The following is a 23759-nucleotide window of genomic DNA, read 5'->3' on the forward strand; positions in this document are numbered from 1 at the left end:
ACCCCCCATTTTCCCCAGTCACATAATTAACGCGTGAACACTCGACCGATCAGCACAATGTAGGCGACGGAGCAGACGGACAGAACGGACCCGGCCGCGCCCGTCAGCGTCTCCCAGCCTGTCAGCAATCCCGCGGCAAGCAGCAGGTGGAGCGCCGCAATCGACGCGAGGCCGATGCCGACCGGGCGTTCCTTCAGCAGATCGGCCATGACCGGAGTTCCCGGCTTGCCGGCGTGCTTCCCGTATTTGCTCGTCCACCAGAGGAAGGGCACGATCTTCGATACATAGCTCAGAATGGTGAAGCTGACCCAACCGGCCAGATAAAGCCAGCCCGCGAGCCGGACGGCGTCCGCTTGCAGCCAGCGGTCCGGATAGAGGGCGGCATAGATCAGCATGGCGACGGCCGAGAGGGCGAGCATGTGGCTGCTAAGCAGCGACCACCGGATGCCCGAGCCGGGATTGCGCTTGTGCCGATGCCGGCGGATCTGCAGCAGATGCACGTTATAGACAACGATGGCGGCTGTCAGCAGGAGAAGCGCGAACCACAGAAGCCAGACGCTTGCGTCCAGCAGGAACGCCAGAGCGCCGACGAGCACGGAAGCGTTCCACAGAACGAGGACGACGGCTTGCAGCTTGACGGGATAGTCGTGCGCCAGATAGAACATCGGCAGCAGCTTGTAGCTGAAGCCGGTGATGAGCAGGCCGAACCAGCCGACCGTTCCCATCCAGATGTGGGCGCCGAACAGCCGCTCGGCGAGCCCGGTCCAATCGCCGGTCGCGAAGTTGAGGCCCATGGCCAGCCCGGACAGGCCGGTCAGGGCGAGATACAGGACGGCGCATGCGGCGCTGACGGTGATCGCGTTCCAGCGGGCGGCGCGAATCAGCGTGACGGCGATGTTCCAGCCGAAGAGCGCAATGCCGACGAGCGCCAGGACGGCGGAGCCGGCGATCCATGCGATCACCCCTTGATCGAACCCGTAGAGCAAGCCGGCCAACCCAACGGTGAAAATCGCATATTGAACGTAGCCGAGCCGCTCGCTGTAGAGTCGGGACTGCAGAATGACGCCGATGAGCTGGTAGACGGCGCCCATCGCCAGCATGGTCGCCCAGCCCAGAATAAACAGGTGGACATGGAACCAGCCGTCCGGGCCGCGCAATTCCCCGGTCAGCCATCCGGTGAAGGCGGCCAGCGAGACCGCCTGATACCATGCGAAGCCGATGATCCCCGTGAAGATAAAGAGAAAGGGAAGACGGGACACGGCGCTCGCCTCCTTACGTTCTGTGAATGGTAACCTTCGCGGAGCCGTCCGCCTGTTCTTCCACCTCATACGGGTAGCCCAACTGGTGCAGCTCTTCGATCAGGAACATCGGCACCCGGTCGTTATGAATGACAACCCGGTCGCCGGGATAACATCTCTCCAAGGCAGCCAGCGTACGAATCATCGGCTTCGGGGGCTCCAGCCCCCGATTGTCCAGCCGGACGATCGCCGGCTCCCGCCCCTCGGCCGAAGGACGATCGCTTGACCGCGCCTCCGCCTCGCCGATCTTCTCCTCGTCCGCAGATGGGTTTTGCAGCCAGCCTTTGTTTCTCTTATGGACGAAGGTGGACACCCAATGATCCTTCTCCCGCTGCTCCGCGTGACCCGAGAGCCCCTTCATCTTCAGCACCCCGAACAGCGGAGTCGGCTTGAAGGGGGCGTGCAGTACAAAGATATCGTCGACATCGAGCTTCTTCACCGTCTCCATGATCAACTGGAACGGCTCTATCTTCTTGCTCAGGCAGGGTCTTACGTCCAATTCGACGATTCGGGCTTCGCTTCTCTCCATCTCGATTCACCTCCCCGCGCCGCTTCGTACAGGCCGGCCATTCCTCCGTAGAGCGAATAGAAGAAGCTGTCCGGAGCTTCCAAGGAGAAGCTCAAGTACATCTTCGGGTCGATGCCGAGCATCTTCTCGAACAGTCGGGCGCTGTCGTAAGCGTAGAAACAAAAATACGTGTATTGGAACTCGGGCATCTTCTCGCAGATGGTGACGATCTCGGCGGCGTATTCCTCCGGATCGCGGGCTGCCTCCCGCACCATCGAGACGGCGTCCTCCAATGTCACCGATATCTTGATCGTCTTCTCGTCGATAATGTCGATCCTGGCCATAGCCGGGTAGCACCGCCTTCTTATTCGGACTTGCCGATGCGAACCCGATAGACGTCGGGGCCTCTCTCGATATATTCCCAGACGAACTTGCCGGGGTGCTGGCTCTCGAACTGGAACTTCAGCGGCACCGGGTCGTGATCGTTCACGAGCAGCATGGCTTCCTGGGGCTGCAGCCTATCGAACGTCTCGAAGATGACCTTGTGCTTCAGATGCGGCGGATATTCGGTTGCATTGACGGTTGCGGCATACGTATTCATTGCGCCATTCCTCCCGAACGGTTAGTGGACTTACGAGGCCGATTATAAGCCGCCATGCGCCGCGAATTTGTGAGCGGCATCACAAATAACGAGAAAGCAAGACAAGTGGGGCAAGGTTATGACGATCCTGCGAAGTGTGACGGGTGTCACTGTCCGCTCGCATGGCGAATTTCTATACTTGGTCAGGAGTTCAAACGGTGCTTGGAGGCATATCAGGCAGCAAGGGGGAGAGGCGAACATGCCGAAGCGGCTCATGGATTCCTTCGGGAGGGTACACGATTATTTGCGAATATCCGTGACGGATCGCTGCAACTTGAGGTGCGTGTATTGCATGCCGGAGGAGGGGATGACCTTCGAGCCGGGTCACCGCATCTTGTCCTATGAAGAGATCGCGGAGATCGTCCGGACGCTGGCTCCTCTGGGGGTGCGCAAGCTGCGGTTGACCGGCGGGGAGCCTCTCGTCCGCAAGGGCCTGGATCGGCTGGTGGCCATGCTGTCCGCCGTTCCGGGAATCGAGGATATCGCGCTGTCCACCAATGGCATCTATCTCGCCTCGTTCGCGGATGCGCTGAAGGATGCCGGCCTCACCCGCGTGAACATCAGCCTGGATTCGCTTGTGCCGGAACGATATTCGAGGATCACGAGAGGGGGAGACGTTCGCCGGGTGCTGCAGGGGCTGGAAGCAAGCCGCCGGGTCGGCTTCGCTCCGATCAAGCTGAATGTCGTGCTGATGAAGGGGATCAACGACGACGAGGTCGAGCGCTTCCTTCGCTTGACGAACGAGGAGCCGCTGCATATCCGGTTTATCGAATATATGCCGATCGGCATTCCGGGCGGAACGGATTGGAGCGCGGGCTACATGCCCCTGACGCATGTGCTGGACACGTGCGAGCGGCTGGGACTCGGCTATTCCCCGTGCGGCGACGTCTACGGCAACGGGCCGGCGGCGAGCTATCGGCTCGACGGGGCGGCCGGAACGTTCGGGCTGATCCGCCCGATCAGCGAGCACTTCTGCGGGACGTGCAACCGGCTTCGGCTGACGGCGGACGGCAATATCAAGCCGTGCCTCTACTGGTCGGACGAATACAACGTGCGGAGCCTGATCGGCGATCCGGCGGCCGTCGAAGCGCTGTTCCTGCGGGCGCTGGATTCGAAGCCGGAGTCGCACGAGATGGCCAAGGCGCTGTCCGGGGAGCGAATGTCGCGCCAGCCGACGAACCGGCGAATGTCGCAGATCGGGGGCTGAGGCGGCGGCTTCCCGGCGCCGATTGGAACGCAAGGAAGGCGAGGACGACGAACGACGAGGATGACGAGGACGACGAGGAAGACAAGGAGGGTATACATGAGCCGTACTCAATCGAAGCTGACGCGCAAGCTCAAGTACTTCGCCAGGCGGGAGCGCCATTCGGACGGTTGGAGCGAGATGTCGCCCGCAAGCCGGGACTGGGAGGAAGGCTACCGCAGAAGATGGGCGCACGACAAGGTGGTGCGGTCGACGCACGGGGTGAACTGCACGGGCTCGTGCAGTTGGCAGATCTATGTCAAGGACGGTATCGTGACCTGGGAGAACCAGGCGACGGATTACCCGACGACGGGGCCGGACATGCCGGACTTCGAGCCTCGGGGATGCCCGAGAGGGGCCAGCTTCTCCTGGTATTTATATAGCCCGCTGCGGGTCAAGTATCCGTACGTGCGGGGCGCTCTGCTCGATCTGTGGAGAGATGCGCTGCGGCGGGAGAGCGATCCGGTGCGCGCATGGGCCAGCATCTCGGACAATGCGGAGCTGACGGCCCGGTACAAGTCCGCCCGCGGCAAGGGCGGGCTCGTCCGGACCTCCTGGGACGAGGTGAAGCAACTGATCTCGGCCTCGATGATCCATACGATCAAGCAATACGGGCCGGACCGCATCATCGGCTTCTCGCCGATCCCGGCCATGTCGATGGTCAGCTATGCCGCCGGCTCGCGCTTCCTGTCGTTGATCGGCTCGCCGCTGCTCAGCTTCTACGACTGGTATGCGGATCTGCCGCCCGCTTCCCCGCAGATCTGGGGCGACCAGACCGACGTGCCGGAGAGCAGCGACTGGTACAACTCCGGCTATATCGTGGTGTGGGGCTCCAACCTGCCGATGACTCGGACGCCGGATGCTCACTTCCTCGCCGAAGTCCGCTACCGCGGCACGAAGGTCGTCTCCGTCAGCCCGGATTACGCCGAATTCGTCAAGTTCGCCGACACGTGGCTGTCGGTGAAGCAAGGCACGGACGCCGCGCTCGCGATGGCGATGGGCCAGGTCATCCTGAAGGAGTTCTACGTCGGCAACGAGACGGACTACTTCGTTCGGTACGCCAAGCAGTATACGGACTTCCCGAACCTGCTCCTGATCGAAGAAGGGGAAGGCGGCTGCACGGCGGGACGGTTCCTGCTGGCCGAAGACCTCGGAGCCGAAGGCAACAACATGCAGTGGAAGACGGTCGTGTACGACGACAATACCGGCGCGTTCGCCGTCCCGAAGGGCAGCCTCGGCTTCCGCTGGGGAGAAGAGGGAACCTGGAACCTGCGCATGGAGACGGCGGAGGAGAGCCGGCCGATCGATCCGCGGCTGTCGCTGCTCGGCGTGCACAGCGACGTGGTGAAGGTGAGGCTTCCGTACTTCGACGACGATGGCGGCCATGTGATGGAGCGTGCCCTTCCCGTGAAGCGGCTCGTCTGCGGCGGCAAGACGATGATCGTCGCCACCGTGTACGACCTGGTGCTCGCGAAGTACGGCGTCGATCGCGGCCTGGGAGACGTCCATATCTCCGACGATCCGGCCGACCGGCCGTTCTCCGCCGAATGGCAGGAGAAGTTCACCGGCGTCCCCGCCGAGACGGCCGTGCAGATCGCCCGCGAGTTCGCGCGGAATGCGATCGATACGAAGGGCCGGTCCATGATCATCATGGGAGCGGGCATCAATCACTGGTACAACTCGGACGTCATCTATCGGGCGATTCTGAATCTGGTCCTGATGTGCGGCTGCGAAGGCGTCAACGGCGGCGGCTGGGCCCACTATGTCGGGCAGGAGAAGCTTCGCCCGGCCGAGGGCTGGCAGACGATCGCCTTCGCGCGAGACTGGACGGGACCGGCGCGCCTGCAGAACGGCACCTCGTTCTTCTACTTCGCGACGGATCAATGGCGGTACGAGGAGACGCCGGTCGACAACCTGATCTCGCCGCTCGCGGGGCAGGCGAGGTTCCGGCATGCGGCCGACTACAATGTGATGGCGGCAAGGCTCGGCTGGCTGCCTTCCTATCCGCAGTTCGACCGCAATTCGCTGGAGCTCTACAAGGATGCCGTGCAGGCGGGAGCGTCGACCAAGGAGGAGATCGGAGCGTTCGTCGCCGGGAAGCTGAAGGACCGAAGCCTGCGGTTCTCCATCGAAGCGCCGGACGATCCGGCCAACTACCCGCGTGTCCTGTTCGTCTGGAGATCGAATCTGATCTCGAGCTCCGGCAAGGGGCACGAATACTTCCTGAAGCATCTGCTCGGCGCTTCGAACGGGCTGCTCAACGAGGACGAGCCAAGCCTGCGGCCCGAAGAGGTCGATTGGCAGGAGAAGGCGGCCGAAGGCAAGCTGGACCTGATGATCGCGATGGACTTCCGGATGGCCGGCAACGCCCTCTACTCGGACATCGTCCTTCCGGCGGCCACCTGGTACGAGAAGAGCGATCTGAGCAGCACGGACATGCATCCGTTCGTGCATCCGTTCAACCCGGCCGTTCCGCCTCAGTGGGAATCCCGTTCGGACTGGGATATTTTCAAGGAGCTGGCTCATTCCTTCTCGGATATGGCGGCAGGTCAGTTCAGCGGTCTGCAGAAGGAGATCGTGGCGACGCCGCTGCTGCACGATTCGCCCGACGAGCTGGCGCAGCCGTTCGGCTTGATCCGCGATTGGAGCAAGGGAGAGTGCGAGCCGATTCCCGGCCGGACGATGCCGCACATTCAAGTCGTCGAACGGGATTATGCCGCCGTCTACGAGAAGATGATCTCGCTCGGGCCGAATGTGAAGGAGAAGCCGATCGGCACGAAGGGCATCTCCTGGTCGGCGGCGCCGGAATACGAGAAGCTCAGGCGCGTTCTGGGCGTCTCCAGAAGGCCGGGCCTCTCGGAGGGCTGTCCGGACATCAGCACGGACCGCAACGTCGCAGAAGCGATTCTGACGCTCTCTACGACGACGAACGGCCACATGGCCGTTCGCGCCTGGGAATCGCTGGAGAAGAAAACCCATCTTCACCTGAAGGATCTGGCGGAAGAGCGGGCGGAGGAGCTGTTCACGTTCGACGACATTACGTCGAAGCCGAAGACGGTCATCACCTCGCCCGCGTTCAGCGGGTCGGAGCAGGGAGGACGCCGGTATTCCCCGTTCACGACGAACGTGGAGCGGCTCATTCCATGGCGGACGCTGACAGGCCGACAGCAGTTCTATGTCGATCACGAGATGCTCCGCGAGTTCGGCGAGACGCTGGCGACGTTCAAGCCGACGCTCAAGACCGCTCCGTTCCATCCGAAGAGCAGGCGCCCCGTCGAAGGCGGCAAGGAGATCGTGCTCAACTACCTGACGCCGCATAACAAGTGGTCCATCCACAGCATGTACTTCGACTCGCTGCCGATGCTGACGCTGTTCCGCGGCGGGCCGACGGTGTGGATCAACAACGAGGACGCGGAAGAAGCGGGGCTTGCCGACAACGACTGGATCGAGTGCTTCAACCGCAACGGCGTCGTCGTCGCCCGGGCGGTCGTCTCGCACCGCATTCCGCGCGGCATGGCGTTCATGCACCATGCGCAGGACCGCCACATCAACGTGCCGGGCTCGCCGATCTCCGAGACGCGGGGCGGCACGCACAACAGCCCGACGCGCATTCACGTCAAGCCGACGCACATGATCGGCGGCTACGCGCAATTGAGCTACGGGTTCAATTACTACGGGCCGACCGGCAACCAGCGGGATCTGCACGTCATCATTCGCAAGCTTCAGGAGGTCGATTGGCTTGAAGATTAAAGCGCAGGTCGGCATGGTCATGAACCTCGACAAGTGCATCGGCTGCCATACGTGCAGCGTCACTTGCAAGAACACGTGGACGAACCGCCCCGGAGCGGAATACATGTACTTCAACAACGTCGAGACGAAGCCCGGCATCGGCTACCCGAAGCAATGGGAGGACCAGGAGCGGTACCGCGGCGGCTGGGTGCTGAGGAACGGCAAGCTCGAGCTGAAGTCCGGCGCCCGGGCGAACCGGCTGCTGAACATCTTCCACAACCCGGACCAGCCGACGCTCGACGATTACTTCGAGCCCTGGACCTACGAGTACGAGAAGCTGACGAACAGTCCTCAGCGGAAGCACCAACCGGTCGCCAGGCCCAAGTCCCAGATTACCGGCCGGTACATGGAGATCGACTGGGGACCAAACTGGGAGGACGACCTGGCCGGGGCGCACGTGACCGGACGGGAAGACCCGAACATGCGGGGCATCGAGGATGCGATCAAGATGGACTTCGAGCAGGTGTTCATGATGTATCTGCCGCGCATCTGCGAGCACTGCATCAACCCTTCCTGCGTCTCCTCCTGCCCGTCCGGAGCGATGTACAAGCGGGACGAGGACGGCATCGTGCTGGTCGACCAGAACGCTTGCCGGGCGTGGCGGTTCTGCGTGTCGAGCTGTCCGTACAAGAAGGTGTACTTCAACTGGCAGACGAACAAGGCGGAGAAGTGCACGCTGTGCTTCCCGCGCATCGAAGCCGGGCTGCCGACGATCTGCTCGGAGACGTGCGTCGGCCGCATCCGCTACCTCGGGTTGATGTTCTACGACGCCGACAAGGTGAAGGAAGCCGCTTCGACTCCGGACGAACGCGATCTGTACGAGGCGCAGCTCGGCGTCTTCCTCGATCCGCACGACCCGGAGGTGATCAGGGAAGCGCGCAAGGAGGGCATCCCGGAGGACTGGATCGAAGCCGCGCAGCGATCGCCGATCTACAAGATGGTCATGGACTGGCGCATCGCGCTCCCGCTCCATCCGGAATACCGGACGCTGCCGATGGTCTGGTACGTGCCGCCGCTTAGCCCGATCACGAACCGGGTCGAGGGGCAAGGCAGCTCGCTGGACCCGATGGATATCTTCCCGGCGATCGACCGGATGCGAATTCCGGTGGAGTATCTCGCCAATCTGCTGACCGCGGGCGATACCGGGCACATTCGGGAGGTGCTTCGCAAGATGGCGGTCATGCGGATTCACATGCGGAACAAGCAGACCGGACGCGCCGGCGATCCGTCGCTGATCGAGGCGATCGGCATGGACGAACGGACGGTCGAGGACATGTACCGGCTGCTGGCCATCGCCAAGTACAACGATCGCTTCGTTATTCCCGCCGCGCATCGCGAGCAAGTGGCCGATCTGTACAACGAGCAAGGCTCCTGCGGGCTGATCTTCGCCGGCGGACCGGGCGCTTGCGGCGTATTCTGAGCGAGGAGGAATTCGATTGGATATCGCAACCATACAGCGTTTATACGGGATTGTGTCCGTTCTGCTCCAATATCCGGATGAGGAATGGAGGCGCCGGCTGTCCGACCTGCGGGAGGAAGCGGAGGAGCTTGCCGACGCGGAAGACCGGGAGACGATAACGGACTTCCTGGACTTGGCGGAACGGACGGAGGAGCGGGAATGGCAGGATCGTTACGTTCGCACGTTCGACTTCGGCAAAAAATCCAATCTGTACGCGACCTACTCCGAGCATGGAGAGGACCGGGAGCGGGGGACGGCGCTGCTGAGCTTGAAGAGACTTTACCAGGAAGCCGGCTTCGAATTGGAGACGACCGAGCTTCCGGATTACTTGCCGCTTATGCTGGAATTCGCTTCGGCGGCCCCTTGGGGCGCGGCAGTAGGCGCGCTGTCCGGCGTGAAGCCCGCGATCGGGTCCATCCATAACGAGCTGGCGGGAACAAACAGCCCGTACGCGCCTCCGGTCGGCTTGCTGCTGCGGCTTGTTCCGGACAGACCGGCCGAGCCCGAGCCGGCGGAAGCCTCGATGGGAGGCGGGCAGCGATGAACAAGGCGGAATGGTTCCTGTGGGCAGTCGTGCCCTACATCGTCGTTGCCGTGTTCCTGACGGCGATTGTGCTGCGCTACAAGACGAATCCGTTCGGCTGGACGTCGAAGTCGAGCGAGCTGCTGGAGAAGCGGATCTTGCGATGGGGCAGCCTGATGTTCCACTTCGGCATCATCGCCGTCTTCGGCGGCCACGTCGCCGGCTTGCTCGTTCCGGTGTCGGTGTACCGCTCGCTCGGGGTAAGCGACGAGGCTTACCATATCGCGGCCGTCGCCGGCGGGCTGCCGGCGGGCGTCGTGACCTTCGTCGGAATCCTGATTCTGTGCTACCGCCGCTTCGCATCGGCGCGGATTCGCGCGACGAGCAGCTTCGGCGACCGGCTGGCGCTGGTCGTGCTGACGGTTGTCCTGTTCACCGGCTTGCTGGCCACCTCGATGAACGCCGCGGGCCACTCCGAATTCGATTACCGGACCACGATCAATCCGTGGCTGCGCAACCTGTTCGTCTTCCGTCCGCAGCCCGAGCTTATGCAGGACATCCCGCTCGGCTTCAAGATCCACATCACGACCACCTTCGTCCTGTACCTCGTTATTCCGTTTACGCGTCTCGTTCATATTTTCAGCTTGCCGCTCGGTTACTTGAAGCGCAGCTACGTCGTTTACCGCCGCAGAGGCGGCAACGTTTATTCTCGGAAGAATGGGCGGAGAGGAGCTGTTTAGGATGAGAAACAGCGGCAGAATGCAGCTTCCGCTGCAGACGCTAAGCTTGGTAGCAGGATTCATGTCATGGGTAATTCTGTCTTCCTTGCTGCCTTATATCAAGGAGGACATCTCGCTGACGCAGCAGCAATCGACATGGGTGACGGCCGTGCCGGTCATTCTGGGGTCCATTCTGCGAATTCCGCTCGGCTTCTGGACGAACCGGTTCGGGGCCAGATGGAACTTCGCGGTCAGCTTCCTGGCCCTTCTGGCTCCGGTGTCCTTCATCAGCATCGCCGACTCGTTCGCGGATCTGATCCTCGGAGGCTTCCTCCTGGGCCTCAGCGGCGCCACCTTCTCGATCGGGGTCACCTCGCTGCCCAAGTATTATCCGAAGCAGAAGCACGGCGTGATCAACGGGATATACGGCATGGGCAACGTCGGGACGGCGATCACCGCGTTCGCGGCCCCGGTCGTCGCGGACCGGATCGGCTGGCAATCGACGGTCCAGCTCTACCTCGTCCTGCTGGTCGCCGTGGCGGCAGCGAACCTTCTGCTGGGCGACAAGAAGGAGAATCGGGCGAAGGTCTCGTTCAAGACGCAGATCGGCGCCGTCTATCGCAATGACAAGCTGTGGCTGCTCAGCCTGTTCTACTTCATCACGTTCGGCTCGTTCGTTGCGTTCACCGTCTATCTGCCGAACTTCCTCGTCTCGAACTTCGACTTGACCAAGGCGGATGCCGGCCTGCGCACGGCCGGCTTCATCGCCCTGGCGACGCTGGCCCGCCCGATCGGCGGCTGGCTGTCCGACCGTTGGAACGCCTTCATCGTGCTGATGTTCGTCTTCGGAGGGTTGACGTTGTCCGGCGTCTTCCTCTCGTTCTCCCTGTCGTTCGGCCAGTTCACGGTCGGCGTGCTGCTCGTCGCGCTCTGCGCGGGCCTCGGGAACGGGGCGGTCTTCAAGATGGTGCCGCTGTACTTCTCCAAGCAGGGGGGCATCGTGAACGGCATCGTCTCCGCGATGGGCGGCCTGGGCGGCTTCTTCCCGCCGCTTGTGCTGACGGCGCTGATGCAGATGACCGGCCATTACGCGATCGGCTTCATGGCGCTCTCCGAATTCGCCCTCGTCAGCTTCGTGCTGGTGATCTGGACGTTCTATCAGGAGAAGCTGCGCCTCTCGTCCACGATTATCGAGAGCACGATCGAAGCGATTCTGATCACGGATGCGAACAGCGTCATCCGCTCCGTCAATCCCGCCTTCACGGCGGTAACCGGCTACTCGCCGGAGGAAGTGGTCGGCAAGAAGCCGAGCGTGCTTAAATCCGGCAGGCAGGGCAAGGACTTCTATGCGGAGATGTGGCAATCCATCCGGGAGAAGGGCTACTGGCAAGGCGAGATCTGGAACAGGCGCAAGAACGGGGAAGTGTACCTCGAATGGCTCAACATCACGGCGATTCGCAACGATGCCGGCGAAGTGAAGTATTACGCCGGCATGTTCAGCGACATCAGCAAGGCGAGCCACGCCGCCATGAAGAGCGGATAAGCGTACGGCGGCGAATCTGCGGGAGCGCTATAGGCGGCACAGCTCGGCCGGGCACAGCTCGCATCGGGATATGTGCCGAAGGTAGGCTTTGTCCAGGATCGTGATGAGATTGTCATGGATGGAGATGGCGCCGGCCCTTCTCAAGTCGGCGAGCATGCGGTTGACGCTCTCTCTCGCACAGCCTATGTAATCGGCCAGCTCGGAGTTGGTCAGCCTGAACGCAATGCGGGTTCCGTCATTGCCTTCGACTCCGTACGTATTGGCCAGCCGGAGGATCGTGGAGCAGAGTGCGCCGGGCTTGCTCAGCATCAGAAGATCCCGCAGCTTCGTCTGGGTCAGCCGGTGCATGTAGCCCATCCACGCGGCGAATTCGACGGCCAGGTCGCCGTGCTGCCAGAGAAGAACCTCCAGATCCTGGTTCTGGATGACGCCGATCTCGCACGCATCCATCGTCTGCGCGGTATAGAAATGCCTCGATTCCTGCAGGGGATCGAGCTGCCCGATGAAGTCTCCGGCGCGGGAGAGGCCGAAAATATATTCCTTGCCGCTCTCCATCAGCTTCGTCGCCTTCACATTGCCCGATTGAACGTAGAGCAGGCGATTCGAGCGTTCGCCTTCCCGGAACAGATAGCTGCCGGCCTCCGCCGCGCTGAAGTACATGATCTGCCGCAAGCGCTCCAGATTGTCTTCCGAGAAGCAGAACGAGTTGCGCAGCGAGCGGGGCTTCGGCTGTTTAGCAATGCTGGATATAAGGGACATAAGGGCCACCTCCATGGCGTTGAGGCCAGTATAGCAGAGCGAAGGAGGCGGAATTGTGATTATACTCACCCTTATAAAGGCATTCTTGCGAACTGTGTGCTCCGTCACAGTTAGTCTCGGCCGACGTTTTTATACTAAGGGGAGCCTACAAGGAGAGGATGAAGCGTCATGGAACAGCGATTCACGGGCGAGGAACGGATCGGGGCGATCGTGTCCGACTTCCCGGGTGCGAGCAACCTGCTCAAGGAATATCGGATTGACTTCTGCTGCGGCGGGGATCGAAGTCTGCTGGAGGCCGTCCGCAGTCGGAAGCTGGACGAGCGGGAGGTGCTGAGCCGGCTTAACGCCAGCTACGAGGCTATCCGGTCGAGAGCCGGGGAGCCGGAGCGGAATTGGCAAGAAGAGAAGATCGCGACTCTGATCGACTACATCGTTCAGCGGCATCACGGCTATCTGCGGAAGGAGCTGCCGCTGCTGAGCGGATTCGTCACGAAGATCCTCCGGGTCCACGGCGGCGGCCACCCCGAGCTGGCTGCCGTTCATAAGATTTTCCACCAGATGAAGCTCGAGCTGGACCAGCATCTCATCGAGGAGGAGGAGACGCTGTTCCCCCTGTTTAAGCAATACGAGTCCGAGCCTGCGGCCGAGGTTCATGTCCGGGCTGTGCAGGGACTGCGCGAGCTGGAAGCGGATCACAGCTCCGTCGGGGAATACCTGAAGGCGATCCGCATGATTACGAATGACTTCAAGCTGCCGCCCGAAGCCTGCAAGACCTACACCTTGGCCTTCCGCAAGCTGGAGGAGCTGGAGTCGGATATGTTCGAGCATGTTCATCTGGAGAACAATATTTTGTTCCCGAGGATTACTTCAGATCCCTCATCTGCTTCAGCGACTCCAGGTCGATAATGACGATGCGGTTGCGGTGGACCTCGAGAATCCCGTCCTTGTGCATCTGATTAAGCAGGCGATTGATCGTCTCCCGGGTCGTTCCGATCGAATTGGCGAGCTCTTGGTGGGTCATGGGCAGATTGATCGTGATTTTGCTGCCTCTCCACACCCCGTGATGGTCGGCGAGCTGAAGCAGGAAGATCAGCACCCGGTGCTTGACGTCCTGTCCGGACAGCACCTGGAGCCGCTCCTGCAATTCCCGAATCTTGTCCCCCATCACGCGCATCATCTTGATCGCGATCGACGGGGTGCTCGTCATCAGGTGCTCGAACTGCCGGACGGGGATGGCCAGCAGATTCGTCTCGGCGATCGTCTCGGCCGTTGCCGGGTACGGGTTCTGATTAAAAAAACCGGTGTGAGGGAACATATCCCCGCTCTTCAGGAAGGAGACGATCTGCTCGTGTCCGTTCTCGTCCGTCTTATACGTCTTGACCAGTCCATTGCGAATGAAGTAGACGGCTTCCTTCTCGCTGCCTTCGATGAAGATGGTCGCTCTCCTGGGCAGGGACCGGGAGACGGTAATCTCTTCGATCCGCTGCAGCTCCCGCTCGTTCAGGTCGTGGAACAAGGGGGCCTGACGCAGGAATTCGGCAATTTTATCGGCAGTCATAGCAATCCTCCATGATTCGAAGTTGAAGATCCGAAGTTTGAAGAGCCGAAGATTCTCTATATTTAAAATAATGGCATCAGGTGCGTTCGTGCTGTGAGCGATATCACTGAGCGGCCTCCCGGCGAAGACGATACTGGTAAAAGCAACAGCGATTAAACTGAGGTTATGGAGGCTTACGATGCTGGATATGGTGAAGCCGCTGCCGAGCGATGAGCGAATCGGCTTATCGGGAGTTATCCTGGCCGGAGGCCAGAATCGGAGAATGGGCCGTTCGCCCAAGGCACTGCTCTCTTATCGTCATGAGAAGCTGGTTCATCGCCAGATTCGCAAGTTGCGGACGGTCTGCTCGGAGGTTATTCTCGTAACGAACGAGCCGCGGCTCTATCTGCCCATTCTGGGCAGCCGGGTTCGGATCGTCACGGATTTCTATCCCGGGCAAGGTCCGCTGGCAGGAATTCATGCGGCGTTGTCCTTGGCACGCGAATCGAAGGCGTGGGTTGTAGGGTGCGACATGCCGTTCCTCTCGCCGCGCGCCGCATTGCTGATGGATAAGCATAAGACGGCGACGGCCGCCGATGCGGTCGTTCCTTGCATCGATGGGCGGCCTCATCCGCTGCATGCGATCTATGACAAGAATTGCGCCGAGAGAATCGCGATATGGCTCGAGACGGGGCGGCTGAAGGCCAATGAATTCCTGGAATCGGTTCGCTGCGAATGGATAACCGAGCGAACCTTCCTGAGCGAAGGAATCGACCCGCAATTCGTGCTCAATGTCAATACGCCGAACGAATACGAGCGATCGCTGCTGCTGGATCGGCAAAGGGAAGAGGGGCTGACCGTTGGAAGCTCAGATGCGGCAAAACGGCACAATCAATGATAAATGGAACCGTAGGACGCTGACGCCCGCGGAGGCAACGGACCGCTTGCTGGCGTGCGTTCGTCCCCGAACCGGCTTCGAGGAGGTTCCGCTTGCCGAAGCGATCGGACGCCGTCTCGCTGTCGATGCGACAACGAAGGAGCCGATCCCGCACTTCCGGAGGGCGGGAATGGACGGCTACGCCGTGCGTCTCGAGGATGTCGCGGCGGCTTCTTCCGAGGAGCCGTGCGAGCTGGAGATCGTCGAGCATATTCCGTGCGGAGCGGTGCCCTTGCGCAAGCTCGAGCGGGGCCAAGCCGCGAGAATTATGACGGGCGGGATGGTGCCCGAAGGCGCGGACGCCGTCGTGATGCAGGAGATGGCCGAGGCGGCGTGCGGGCACGGCCGCGAATATGTCCGAATCCGGAAGGCGGACCCGCGCGGCACTCATCTTACGCCGATCGGGGAAGAAGCCGCGGAAGGGACGATTCTGCTTCGCGCCGGGCAGCTTATCGGCGCGGGCGAGATGGCTGATCTTGCGACGCTGGGAAGCTCCCGGGTGAAGGTGTTCCGGAAGCCGAGAGTTGCGATTCTGTCGACCGGCACGGAATTGCTCGATGTCGCGGCTCCGCTCGAGCCGGGCAAAGTGCGCAACAGCAACGCCTATATGCTCGCCGCGTTGATCGCGTCGGCGGGCGGCGAAGCCGTGCCGGCCGGCACGGTGCCCGACGACTGCGACCGGGCGGAGCGCCTGCTGGGCGAGCTGCTGGCGTCGGATGCCGACGCGGTTGTGGCGACGGGCGGGGTGTCCGTCGGCGATTACGACATTATGGCCGACTACTTCCTGAGATGGGAAGGGACGACGCTGTTCAACAAGGTCGCGATGAGGCCGGGCAGCCCGACAACGGCCGGCGTCTGGAAGGAGAAGCTGCTGTTCGGCCTCTCCGGCAACCCGTCGGCGTGCTTCGTCGGCTTCGAGCTGTTCGTGCGGCCGGCGCTGCTGGCGATGCAGAGGTCGTACGCTGCCGCCGATTGGGAGTTCGCCGCCTATCTGGCGGAGGATTACTTGAAGGTGAACGCGTACGCCCGTTACGTCCGCGGCCGGGCGGAGCTTCGCGAGGGCCGGGTCGAAGCGAGGCCGATCGGCCTGGACCAGTCGAGCGCGGTTCTGTCGATCAAGGATGCCAATTGCCTGATCGTCATTCCCCCGACGAAGTCGGGCATCAGGCGGGGGGAATTGGTGAAGGCCATCCGGTTGGGAGGGGTTATCGTTCCATGAAGGCGAAGAAAATCGTCATCCCGCACGAGCACGGAGGCTGGGCGATGGTGACCGTTCCGTTCCTGATCGGGACGGTTGCCGGCGCTCCGAATGTGTGGCACATTCCGCTGTTCCTGGGTTGGTTCTTCCTGTACTTATCTTCATATCCGCTGCTGCAAGCCGTCAAACGAAGCTCGAACAGGAGCCATTGGGTGCGTTGGGGCGTGCTGTACGGAGCGGTCGCCGTCGTCTGCCTCATTCCGCCGCTTATCGCGATGCCGCGCCTGTTCCTGTTCGGGATTCCGCTGCTGGCGCTGCTGGCGGTCAATCTGTGGCACGCCAAGCGCCGTTCCGAGAGAGCGCTGGTGAACGACTTATGCGCCATTCTGACCTTCGCCATCGGCGGCGCCGCCGCGTACCTGCTGGGAGACGGCGATTGGGACCGCACGATGGCCGCGGTTGTCGCGTTCAGCTTCCTGTACTTCACGGGCAGCGTCTTCTTCGTGAAGTCGGTATTCCGCGAGAGGAAAAACAAGCGTTGGGCCGTCTGCTCGTACGTGTATCATGCGCTGCTGCTTGCCTTGCCGCTGGCGCTCGGATACCCTTGGATGAGCGCGGCTTATCTGTTCTCCGCCGCTCGCGCGTTCTCCCTCGCCGGCAAGCTGGTGAGGCCGATGAAGGTCGGGATCATCGAGATCGCAGGCTCCGTGCAGTTCGTGCTGCTGGCGGTATTCCTGCTTCCGATGTATGCTTGAGGGAACCAATCGGGAAGAGGGCGAAGCTGACGGACGTCATTCAAGTGGTAGGCTACAAGAACAGCGGCAAAACAACGCTGGTCGAGCATCTGGTGCGGACGCTGACCGCGGCGGGGCTTGCTGTCGGAACGGTGAAGCATGACGCGCACCGCTTCGATGTCGACCGCGAGGGCACGGATACGTTCCGCCACCGCGAGGCGGGAGCTTGCATGACGGCGATCACGAGCGATTGCCGGACGGCGTTCATGGAGGAGCGGCCGGTCCCCCTGGAGGAGATTGTGCGCCGAATGACCGATATGGATGCGGTCGTTGTCGAAGGGTTCAAGCAGGACAACTACGCCAAGATCGTCATGCTCCGGACGCAGGAGGACGAGGAGCTGCTGCACCGCCTGACGAATGTGAGGGCTGTCGTCTCCTGGTTCCCTGGAGCGGGGGGCGGCGGGGAGCTTCCTGTTTTCCCGCTTGCGGATGCAGACGGATTGGCCAAGTGGGTGCAGGCGAATCTGCTTGCGCAGAAGCCTTAGGGCGCGAAGCGGCGATAACGCGGGAACGGCGGTGCAGGGAGACTCTCCCGGGCATCGCCGTTCCTGCGTTCGGGCACCGCTGCAGGAGCGGCGCCGCTAACCTCACTTACAAACCTCTAAGCACTAGGCTCCGTATCACTGCCTCCGTATCACAAACCGCAACACACAAATCGCAACACACAAATCGCAACACTCAAACCGCAAGACACAAACCTCCAACCCGTCACCGGCACACCATCAGCCTCGCTCGAGCCTCGTTGTTGGAGTTTCGCGCCCGCACGACGCGATTAATGTGAAATTTCACATAAAAACGAGCTGAAAGGCCCCGTATGACGCGATAAATATGAAATTTCACATAAAATGGAGCCGGAAGGCGCCGATACATCGCGATGAATGCGAAAAATCACATAAAACCGGCTGAAAGGCGTCAATGACGACGTGATGAATGTGAAATTTCGCATAAAATCGGACTGGGGAGGGGTGGCGGCAAGCGGCGATGGTTAGTTAGTGTTCGGGTCAATGCCCATGCCCGCCGCAGCTTCCGCCGCAGCCGCAGCCTCCCTTCGGGAGCTCGCTCGACTCCGGAAGGCGGTTCAGTTGAACGGTTAACCGGAAGTATTGGCTGACCAGATCGTGCAACTGGTTAAACTCCCTCTGGGCATACAGGAACTTGCGGATGACCTCGTTCTCGTACAACGCCTGCTCGGCTTGCTCGTATTCGTTCATCTCGTCGTCGGTCGGCTCTTCGTTGCGCGTCTCCATCTGTTCCAGGGCGCGGTGCTTCGCCATAAAGCTGTCGTATTGTTCAACGGAACGTTCGTCCTCGGCGAATCGGTCGATCGAGTTTCTCATGGTCTGATAGGACTCCTGCTGCAACAGCTCGGTGCAAAGCTCCTGCATTTTCTCCTTGATCAGATCCGTATCCACTTTAACGATCATGGGTGATCCTCCTTCATTCCTCTGCTCATTGTTGTGTCGTCTCTAACTCTACAGCGATTTCGGCCGGCGAACTGTGACAGGCCTCACAATTCGGCCCGGGCTTCGGTGGTACGATGGGCTGGACAGCAAAGCAAAGGGCAATTCAAGGAGGCGGTCCGCCATGCAAGAATTTACATTCGAAGACATGAAGCAGATCAAGAGAGAGCAACTGGGCGATCAGGTTCCGCTGGAGCTGTTCCAACTGTTCCGCGACCTGAGGATCGGGCTGCCCGAGATCGTTCATCAAGAGGAACGGTTGCTGCGGGTAGCGATCGAGGATTGCTTCTGCAAGGGCCTTCCCGTCATGGAAGAGAAGCTGGTGTGCGACCTCGAAGGAGCTATCATGGAAGGCGCCTTGTCCCGAATATTGGAGCGCAAAGTCAGCGTGAAGGAGATTCGCTGCAACGTGAACGGGGACGAACGCTGCGAATACGAGATCAGGCTGCTCTAGCTCCAATGCCCCGTCTTTTCCAATGCCTCGTGCCTAATGCCCCATCGCCGGCTCGCCGTTGTCGCGTCCGTCCTCCGTCACGCGGAGAGTGGCAACGGCTCCCTTGGTGGCCTGATCGAATTGGTGGCTGACGATCGGATAATCGCCGGCTTCCTGCACGGTGAACTCGACGACGCTGCCGCCTCCCGCGGGAATAAGTGTCGTCTGGATGCCCCGCTGCACGTTGGCGGGATTGCCGCTCTCGTACACGCGGTCGAAGATCGCGCCGACGACGTGGAAGGAGGACACCTCGTTCGGCCCCGCGTTCACGACATAGAGCCGGATTCGGTCTCCGACCTTCGCCAGCAGCGGCTGTTCGTTAAGCGCGTAATCGTTGCCGTTGAACACGACGTACTTCGACTCTCCGTGCAGCATCGCGTCGATGCTGTTGTCCGCATACCACTCGCTCTGGACAAGCATATATTCGCGATCGACGCCGGCGTCGGTCGAATAGCCGTTCTTCGGCTCCACGATAATCATGCCGTACATGCCGTTGCCGATATGCAGCAGAACCGGCTTCGTCCCGCAATGGTACATGAAGACGCCGGGCGAGTCCGCCGTGTAGGTGAAGGTGCCTTGCTCATCGGGCATGATGTCGACGAACTTGCCGCTCGGGGAGGCTTGGACGGCATGGAGATCCATCGAATGCGGCATGTTCGGATCGAGATTGCGCAGGGTGAGCTGGATCGTGTCGCCCTCGCGCACGCGAAGAACGGGTCCGGGGACGGTTCCGTTGAACGTCCACGCCCGGTAGTACTCGTCCTCGGCAATCTCGACGTTCGTTACCTGAGCGGTCAATTCGATATGAACGACATCGCCCTCGCGCGTGACGATCGGCTCTACCGGAGCCTGGTCGATAACCTGCGCGGAGGGTGCCGCGGATGCGCCCTCCGCTTCCGTTCCGGCATCGCTGCGGCAAGCGGCTAACGACAAAGCGGCGGCTAACAGAACAGCGAACTTCCATGGATGCAACGGCATGGCATAAGCCCCCCATCGATTCAATTAGGATTAGGTTTAAGATACGGCAATGCGGCGGCGGCCATTGTGACGGGGGACACAGCCGCGATAATGTCATCGTTCCGACAAAAAAGGCCGATTCGCAGAAGAGAGGGATAATAGTGAGACCAACGGCGATGGAGAGAGATTATCGGGTCAATCCGTTTATTGTGATCTGGGAGGTGACGCGCGCCTGTGCCCTGAAGTGTCTTCACTGCCGCGCCGAAGCCCAGTATCGCGCCGATCCGCGGCAGCTAACGTTCGAGGAAGGATGCCGGCTGATCGACAGCATTGCGGAGATGGACAATCCGCTGTTCGTGTTCACGGGAGGGGACCCGCTTATGCGGCCGGACCTGTTCGAGCTGGCGAGGTATGCGGTGCGGCAGAAGGGGCTGTCGGTGTCGATGACGCCAAGCGCGACTCCCCGGGTGACGAGGGCGGCGGTCGGACAGGCGAAGGACGCCGGGCTGTCCCGCTGGGCGTTCAGCCTCGACGGCTCCTGTGCGGACATCCACGATTATTTTCGCGGAACGAAGGGGTCCTTCGATCTGACGATGCGGGGAATCGAATATTTGAAGGAGCACGGCATTCCGATCCAGATCAATACGACGGTGTCGAGGTACAACCTTCACGATCTCGCAGCGACCGCGGAGAAGGTTAAGCAACTGGGCGCCGTTCTGTGGAGCGTCTTCTTCCTGGTGCCGACCGGCCGGGGGATGGAGAAGGACATGATCTCGCCCGAGGAGCACGAGGTGGTCATGAAGTGGCTTGTCCAGGTCCAGCGCACAATGCCCTACGGCGTCAAAGCGACGGAGGCGCCTCACTATCGCCGCGTGTTCATCCAGCAGAAGAAGCGTCTTGCGCAAGAAGGAGCGGAGGATGCGATCGTCAAACGGGAGGACATGCTCGGGCGTGCGCAGCAAGGCGTCAACGACGACGGCTTCGTGTTTATCAGCCATGTCGGCGACGTGTATCCGAGCGGCTTCCTGCCCATCTCCTGCGGCAATGTGCGGGAGCGTCCGCTGACCGAGATCTACCGCGAATCGCCTGTCCTGATGGAGCTGCGCGATAAGTCCCGGCTCAAGGGCAAGTGCGGCGTCTGCGAATACAGATCGCTGTGCGGCGGCTCGCGGGCCCGCGCCTATGCCGTAACGGGAGATTATATGGAGAGCGACCCTTATTGCGCGTTTATTCCGGCAGATCAGGGATAACTTCGGCCGCCGCGAGCCACACTAACTCCGTTGTCCATGACTAGACGCAAGGAGGGACTCTGTCCATGAACATGCTGCCGATAACGGCCAAGGAACTCGAGTACATCGCCGATTCGCTGTCGAACGAGGATCTGCTTATCAAGCAGTGCACGGCGGGTGCGCTGAGCTGCACGAATCCTCAAATCTCCCAAGTGCTGATGCATCAAGCGCAGGTTCACCAGTCGCAATACCAAGCGTTGCTGGGCTGCCTGCAGCAGCACCAATCGCTCGCTCCGACTCAGCCGCAAGGCTAATCCGATCCAAGGAGGTATTCGAAGCCATGAACCAACAGTTTATGCCGGATGAGGATCTCGCCTATACGGTGCTGTCCGATCTGAAGCGCGTTACCCGCGAGTATGCGACGGCGGCGACGGAGGCGGTCTGTCCGACGGTCCGCCAGCACTTCACTCAATTGCTGAACACGACGCTGGCGATGCAAGGGGAACTGTACAATGCGATGAGCCAGCAGAAAATGTACAATACAGCGTCCCCGGCACTGCGCCAAGAGATCGACAAGCAGTTCAAGGAGTATCAGCAGACGCAGCAGAAGACGAATCAATTCGTCCAGCAGCGCAAGAGCGCTCCGCAAGCGGCGCAGCCGCAATGGGGCTACCAGCAGGCTCCCGTCTGGCAGCAGCCGAGCTACATGCCGCAGGGCGCCCAGCAGCACCAATCGGGCATGCAGCATTCGCATACGCCGTACATGTGAACCGACCGACCGCGGAAGCGCCGCAGCCAGCCCCCCTCCGGAACCGAGAATTCCGGGCGGGGGCTTCTCGCGTACAACCGTTAACAATTGATTCTTTCCATTGAGCCTGTATTTGATGTAATATGAGAGGTATTCAGGAGGGATCTCTATGAGTGAATTGAAGTCCAAGATCTTGGATCTGCTCAAGGAAGACGCGCGGTTATCCGCAGGTACGATCGCAACGATGCTGGGCTCTACCGAGACGGAGGTATCCGCGGCCATCGACGAGATGGAGAAGGACCACGTCATTGTCAAATATGCGGCGGTCGTCAATTGGAGCAAGGTCGACGACGAGAAGGTGACGGCGCTGATCGAGGTGGAATGTTCTCCGGAGCGGGGACGCGGCTTCGAGAGCATCGCGGAGCGGATTTATCTGTACCCGGAAGTGAAGTCGGTGTACCTGATGTCCGGAGCGTACGACCTGTGCGTCGAGATCGAGGGGAAGAATCTGAAGGAAGTCGCCTCGTTCGTGTCGAATAAGTTGTCTACCATCGAATCCGTTATCTCGACCAAGACCTTTTTCATTCTTAAAAAATACAAACAGGACGGCATCATTTTCGAGGAATTCGAAGACGATCATCGTCTCCTTATCTCGCCGTAAACCTACTGAAAGAAGGATCGTATTCCGATGATCAGAAATGTGGAACAGCCCGAGACAGCCGAGCAAGGGGCCCGGTCGCCGCGCAGCCGCATGCAGGATTACTTGGCAGCAAGCGCACGCGCCATTCCTCCGTCCGGAATTCGGCGCTTCTTCGATTTAGTGAGCGCCAGCAAGGACAGCAGCATCATCTCGCTCGGCGTCGGGGAGCCCGACTTCGTGACGCCTTGGCGGTATCGCGATGCGGCCGTATACTCGCTTGAGAAGGGCAAGACCCAGTACACCTCGAACGCGGGGATGCCCGAGCTTCGCGAAGCGATCGCGCAATACTTGCACGACCGCTTCGAGCTCAGCTACAACCCGGCGGACGAGGTTCTCGTCACGGTGGGAGGCAGCGAAGCGATCGACCTGGCGATCCGCGCGCTGATCGAGCCCGGGGACGAGATTCTGATTCCCGAGCCGACGTACCTCCCGTACAATCCGATCGCTTCCTTAAGCGGGGGCGTTCCGGTCGGGATCGAGACGTTCGCCAAGGATCAGTTCAAGCTGACGGCCGACGGCCTCCGGGCGGCCATCACGCCGAAGTCCAAAGCGCTGGTGCTCTGCTACCCGAGCAACCCGACCGGAGCGATCATGAGCTACGACGATCTGCTGCCGATCGCGAAGCTGGTGGAGGAGAACGATCTGATCGTCATCGCCGACGAGATCTACGCGGAGCTTACCTACGGCCCGAGACATGTCAGCTTCGCTTCGCTCCCCGGCATGAAGGACCGGACGATCGTCGTGAGCGGCTTCTCCAAGGCGTTCGCGATGACCGGCTGGCGCATGGGCTACGCCTGCGGCCATCCGGAGCTGATTGGCGCGATGCTCAAGATTCACCAGTACACGGTCATGTGCGCCCCGATCATGGGGCAAGTGGCGGCGCTCGAAGCGCTGACGAACGGCATGGAAGAGATGGCCCGGATGATCGAGTCGTACAACCAGCGCCGCCGTCTCGTCGTTCAAGGCTTCCGTCAGATCGGGCTGGAATGCCATGAGCCGCAGGGCGCGTTCTACGCATTCCCGTCGGTCGCGAATACCGGGTTAAGCTCGGAGGAGTTCGCTTCCCGGCTTCTGCTGGAAGCGAAGGTTGCCGCCGTTCCCGGCTATGTATTCGGCCAGGGCGGGGAAGGCTTCATCCGATGCTCCTACGCCACATCTGTAACTCAGTTAACGGAAGCGTTGGACAGAATCGGCGGATTTTTGAACAAATTGCGTTAATCTTGCA

25 protein-coding genes are annotated in these 23759 nt (G+C 61.0%); 17 read left to right on the plus strand and 8 right to left on the minus strand.

The annotated features are described in order from the left end of the window. Positions 1-26 precede the first annotated feature (26 nt). From E6C55_RS19975 to E6C55_RS19990, 4 genes are read right to left on the minus strand one after another with little or no spacing between them, the layout of a single operon-like run. Positions 27-1259: a hypothetical protein gene (locus E6C55_RS19975; protein WP_136371586.1), complete on the minus strand. Its 1233-nt coding sequence runs from the start codon at positions 1257-1259 to the stop codon at positions 27-29. Between the two features lie 13 nt (positions 1260-1272). After that, a complete protein-coding gene (locus E6C55_RS19980; protein WP_136371587.1) occupies positions 1273-1827 on the minus strand; it encodes a DUF2249 domain-containing protein in 555 nt (184 codons plus the stop codon). Beyond that, positions 1788-2150 (minus strand): hypothetical protein, encoded by a 363-nt coding sequence (locus tag E6C55_RS19985; RefSeq protein ID WP_136371588.1) that lies wholly within the window; start codon positions 2148-2150, stop codon positions 1788-1790. Before E6C55_RS19985 ends, E6C55_RS19980 begins: the two co-directional genes overlap by 40 nt. A gap of 20 nt (positions 2151-2170) precedes the next feature. Further along, positions 2171-2407, minus strand: coding sequence for a DUF2249 domain-containing protein (locus E6C55_RS19990; protein WP_136371589.1), 237 nt, complete (start codon positions 2405-2407; stop codon positions 2171-2173). Between the two features lie 238 nt (positions 2408-2645). Between E6C55_RS19990 and moaA the strand changes: the two genes are divergently transcribed. The 6 genes from moaA to E6C55_RS20020 all read left to right on the plus strand — a co-directional run bounded on the left by moaA (position 2646) and on the right by E6C55_RS20020 (position 11722). After that, positions 2646-3653 carry a GTP 3',8-cyclase MoaA gene (gene moaA / locus E6C55_RS19995; RefSeq protein ID WP_136371590.1) on the plus strand — a complete coding sequence of 336 codons (1008 nt, stop codon included), beginning with the start codon at positions 2646-2648 and terminating at the stop codon, positions 3651-3653. Between the two features lie 96 nt (positions 3654-3749). Further along, the gene (locus E6C55_RS20000; RefSeq protein WP_136371591.1) at positions 3750-7439 is read left to right on the plus strand and encodes a nitrate reductase subunit alpha; all 3690 of its coding nucleotides are present in this window, start codon (positions 3750-3752) and stop codon (positions 7437-7439) included. Continuing rightward, positions 7429-8898 carry a nitrate reductase subunit beta gene (gene narH / locus E6C55_RS20005; RefSeq protein WP_136371592.1) on the plus strand — a complete coding sequence of 490 codons (1470 nt, stop codon included), beginning with the start codon at positions 7429-7431 and terminating at the stop codon, positions 8896-8898. Before E6C55_RS20000 ends, narH begins: the two co-directional genes overlap by 11 nt. 16 nt (positions 8899-8914) lie before the next feature. Continuing rightward, positions 8915-9481: a nitrate reductase molybdenum cofactor assembly chaperone gene (narJ, locus tag E6C55_RS20010; RefSeq protein WP_168735771.1), complete on the plus strand. Its 567-nt coding sequence runs from the start codon at positions 8915-8917 to the stop codon at positions 9479-9481. Continuing rightward, positions 9478-10200: a respiratory nitrate reductase subunit gamma gene (narI, locus tag E6C55_RS20015; protein ID WP_136371594.1), complete on the plus strand. Its 723-nt coding sequence runs from the start codon at positions 9478-9480 to the stop codon at positions 10198-10200. The genes narJ and narI overlap by 4 nt, the downstream gene beginning before the upstream one ends. 1 nt (position 10201) lies before the next feature. After that, on the plus strand, positions 10202-11722 hold the full coding sequence (locus E6C55_RS20020) for a nitrate/nitrite transporter (RefSeq protein ID WP_136371595.1): 1521 nt from the start codon (positions 10202-10204) through the stop codon (positions 11720-11722). A gap of 27 nt (positions 11723-11749) precedes the next feature. On the opposite strand, the gene E6C55_RS20025 is transcribed toward E6C55_RS20020, so the two are convergent. After that, positions 11750-12481 (minus strand): Crp/Fnr family transcriptional regulator, encoded by a 732-nt coding sequence (locus E6C55_RS20025; protein WP_136371596.1) that lies wholly within the window; start codon positions 12479-12481, stop codon positions 11750-11752. Positions 12482-12649: 168 nt separating this feature from the next. Here E6C55_RS20025 and ric point away from each other — a divergent pair, with 168 nt between their 5' ends. Next, on the plus strand, positions 12650-13387 hold the full coding sequence (gene ric, locus E6C55_RS20030) for an iron-sulfur cluster repair di-iron protein (RefSeq protein WP_136371597.1): 738 nt from the start codon (positions 12650-12652) through the stop codon (positions 13385-13387). On the opposite strand, the gene E6C55_RS20035 is transcribed toward ric, so the two are convergent. Then, positions 13344-14039 carry a Crp/Fnr family transcriptional regulator gene (locus E6C55_RS20035; RefSeq protein WP_136371598.1) on the minus strand — a complete coding sequence of 232 codons (696 nt, stop codon included), beginning with the start codon at positions 14037-14039 and terminating at the stop codon, positions 13344-13346. The two genes, ric and E6C55_RS20035, sit on opposite strands and share 44 nt — an antisense overlap. Positions 14040-14217: 178 nt before the next feature. Between E6C55_RS20035 and mobA the strand changes: the two genes are divergently transcribed. The 4 genes from mobA to mobB are packed head-to-tail and all read left to right on the plus strand — an operon-like array spanning position 14218 to position 17432. Continuing rightward, on the plus strand, positions 14218-14916 hold the full coding sequence (gene mobA / locus E6C55_RS20040; RefSeq protein WP_136371599.1) for a molybdenum cofactor guanylyltransferase: 699 nt from the start codon (positions 14218-14220) through the stop codon (positions 14914-14916). After that, positions 14879-16174, plus strand: coding sequence for a molybdopterin molybdotransferase MoeA (locus tag E6C55_RS20045; RefSeq protein ID WP_230986770.1), 1296 nt, complete (start codon positions 14879-14881; stop codon positions 16172-16174). The genes mobA and E6C55_RS20045 overlap by 38 nt, the downstream gene beginning before the upstream one ends. Further along, the gene (locus E6C55_RS20050; RefSeq protein WP_136371600.1) at positions 16171-16908 is read left to right on the plus strand and encodes a YwiC-like family protein; all 738 of its coding nucleotides are present in this window, start codon (positions 16171-16173) and stop codon (positions 16906-16908) included. Before E6C55_RS20045 ends, E6C55_RS20050 begins: the two co-directional genes overlap by 4 nt. Then, entirely contained in the window at positions 16905-17432 is a 528-nt protein-coding gene (mobB, locus tag E6C55_RS20055; RefSeq protein WP_230986771.1) for a molybdopterin-guanine dinucleotide biosynthesis protein B, read from the plus strand. Before E6C55_RS20050 ends, mobB begins: the two co-directional genes overlap by 4 nt. Before the next feature lie 516 nt (positions 17433-17948). Here the strand turns inward: mobB and E6C55_RS20060 are convergent. Beyond that, positions 17949-18371 carry a YlbF family regulator gene (locus tag E6C55_RS20060; protein ID WP_136371601.1) on the minus strand — a complete coding sequence of 141 codons (423 nt, stop codon included), beginning with the start codon at positions 18369-18371 and terminating at the stop codon, positions 17949-17951. A 160-nt stretch (positions 18372-18531) separates the two neighbouring features. Here E6C55_RS20060 and E6C55_RS20065 point away from each other — a divergent pair, with 160 nt between their 5' ends. Next, the gene (locus E6C55_RS20065) at positions 18532-18861 is read left to right on the plus strand and encodes a V4R domain-containing protein (RefSeq protein ID WP_136371602.1); all 330 of its coding nucleotides are present in this window, start codon (positions 18532-18534) and stop codon (positions 18859-18861) included. A 33-nt stretch (positions 18862-18894) separates the two neighbouring features. Here the strand turns inward: E6C55_RS20065 and E6C55_RS20070 are convergent, their stop codons facing one another. Beyond that, on the minus strand, positions 18895-19878 hold the full coding sequence (locus tag E6C55_RS20070; RefSeq protein ID WP_136371603.1) for a multicopper oxidase domain-containing protein: 984 nt from the start codon (positions 19876-19878) through the stop codon (positions 18895-18897). Positions 19879-20033: 155 nt separating this feature from the next. Here E6C55_RS20070 and E6C55_RS20075 point away from each other — a divergent pair, with 155 nt between their 5' ends. From E6C55_RS20075 to E6C55_RS20095, 5 genes are all read left to right on the plus strand, one after another. Then, complete coding sequence (locus tag E6C55_RS20075) at positions 20034-21107, plus strand: TIGR04053 family radical SAM/SPASM domain-containing protein (protein WP_136371641.1); 1074 nt, start codon at positions 20034-20036, stop codon at positions 21105-21107. Between the two features lie 65 nt (positions 21108-21172). Continuing rightward, entirely contained in the window at positions 21173-21400 is a 228-nt protein-coding gene (locus tag E6C55_RS20080; protein WP_136371604.1) for a hypothetical protein, read from the plus strand. A gap of 26 nt (positions 21401-21426) precedes the next feature. Then, positions 21427-21855, plus strand: a complete 429-nt coding sequence (locus E6C55_RS20085; RefSeq protein ID WP_136371605.1) for a spore coat protein — start codon at positions 21427-21429, stop codon at positions 21853-21855. A 148-nt stretch (positions 21856-22003) separates the two neighbouring features. Next, a complete protein-coding gene (locus tag E6C55_RS20090; RefSeq protein WP_136371606.1) occupies positions 22004-22495 on the plus strand; it encodes an Lrp/AsnC family transcriptional regulator in 492 nt (163 codons plus the stop codon). Between the two features lie 90 nt (positions 22496-22585). Continuing rightward, entirely contained in the window at positions 22586-23752 is a 1167-nt protein-coding gene (locus E6C55_RS20095) for an aminotransferase class I/II-fold pyridoxal phosphate-dependent enzyme (protein WP_230986774.1), read from the plus strand. Positions 23753-23759: the final 7 nt, after the last annotated feature.

Origin of the sequence: Cohnella fermenti (assembly GCF_004801405.1) — a bacterium.
GTDB classification, from domain to species: domain Bacteria; phylum Bacillota; class Bacilli; order Paenibacillales; family Paenibacillaceae; genus Cohnella; species Cohnella fermenti.

Excerpts from the sequence above, each read along its gene's own strand:
- E6C55_RS19980 (WP_136371587.1), bottom strand. The coding sequence starts at position 1,827 with ATGGAGAGAAGCGAAGCCCGAATCGTCGAATTGGACGTAAGACCCTGC.
- E6C55_RS19985 (WP_136371588.1), bottom strand. The coding sequence starts at position 2,150 with ATGGCCAGGATCGACATTATCGACGAGAAGACGATCAAGATATCGGTG.
- E6C55_RS19990 (WP_136371589.1), bottom strand. The coding sequence starts at position 2,407 with ATGAATACGTATGCCGCAACCGTCAATGCAACCGAATATCCGCCGCAT.
- moaA (WP_136371590.1), top strand. The coding sequence starts at position 2,646 with ATGCCGAAGCGGCTCATGGATTCCTTCGGGAGGGTACACGATTATTTG.
- E6C55_RS20000 (WP_136371591.1), top strand. The coding sequence starts at position 3,750 with ATGAGCCGTACTCAATCGAAGCTGACGCGCAAGCTCAAGTACTTCGCC.
- narI (WP_136371594.1), top strand. The coding sequence starts at position 9,478 with ATGAACAAGGCGGAATGGTTCCTGTGGGCAGTCGTGCCCTACATCGTC.
- E6C55_RS20020 (WP_136371595.1), top strand. The coding sequence starts at position 10,202 with ATGAGAAACAGCGGCAGAATGCAGCTTCCGCTGCAGACGCTAAGCTTG.
- E6C55_RS20025 (WP_136371596.1), bottom strand. The coding sequence starts at position 12,481 with ATGTCCCTTATATCCAGCATTGCTAAACAGCCGAAGCCCCGCTCGCTG.
- ric (WP_136371597.1), top strand. The coding sequence starts at position 12,650 with ATGGAACAGCGATTCACGGGCGAGGAACGGATCGGGGCGATCGTGTCC.
- E6C55_RS20035 (WP_136371598.1), bottom strand. The coding sequence starts at position 14,039 with ATGACTGCCGATAAAATTGCCGAATTCCTGCGTCAGGCCCCCTTGTTC.
- mobA (WP_136371599.1), top strand. The coding sequence starts at position 14,218 with ATGCTGGATATGGTGAAGCCGCTGCCGAGCGATGAGCGAATCGGCTTA.
- E6C55_RS20050 (WP_136371600.1), top strand. The coding sequence starts at position 16,171 with ATGAAGGCGAAGAAAATCGTCATCCCGCACGAGCACGGAGGCTGGGCG.
- E6C55_RS20060 (WP_136371601.1), bottom strand. The coding sequence starts at position 18,371 with ATGATCGTTAAAGTGGATACGGATCTGATCAAGGAGAAAATGCAGGAG.
- E6C55_RS20065 (WP_136371602.1), top strand. The coding sequence starts at position 18,532 with ATGCAAGAATTTACATTCGAAGACATGAAGCAGATCAAGAGAGAGCAA.
- E6C55_RS20070 (WP_136371603.1), bottom strand. The coding sequence starts at position 19,878 with ATGCCGTTGCATCCATGGAAGTTCGCTGTTCTGTTAGCCGCCGCTTTG.
- E6C55_RS20075 (WP_136371641.1), top strand. The coding sequence starts at position 20,034 with ATGGAGAGAGATTATCGGGTCAATCCGTTTATTGTGATCTGGGAGGTG.
- E6C55_RS20080 (WP_136371604.1), top strand. The coding sequence starts at position 21,173 with ATGAACATGCTGCCGATAACGGCCAAGGAACTCGAGTACATCGCCGAT.
- E6C55_RS20085 (WP_136371605.1), top strand. The coding sequence starts at position 21,427 with ATGAACCAACAGTTTATGCCGGATGAGGATCTCGCCTATACGGTGCTG.
- E6C55_RS20090 (WP_136371606.1), top strand. The coding sequence starts at position 22,004 with ATGAGTGAATTGAAGTCCAAGATCTTGGATCTGCTCAAGGAAGACGCG.
- E6C55_RS20095 (WP_230986774.1), top strand. The coding sequence starts at position 22,586 with ATGCAGGATTACTTGGCAGCAAGCGCACGCGCCATTCCTCCGTCCGGA.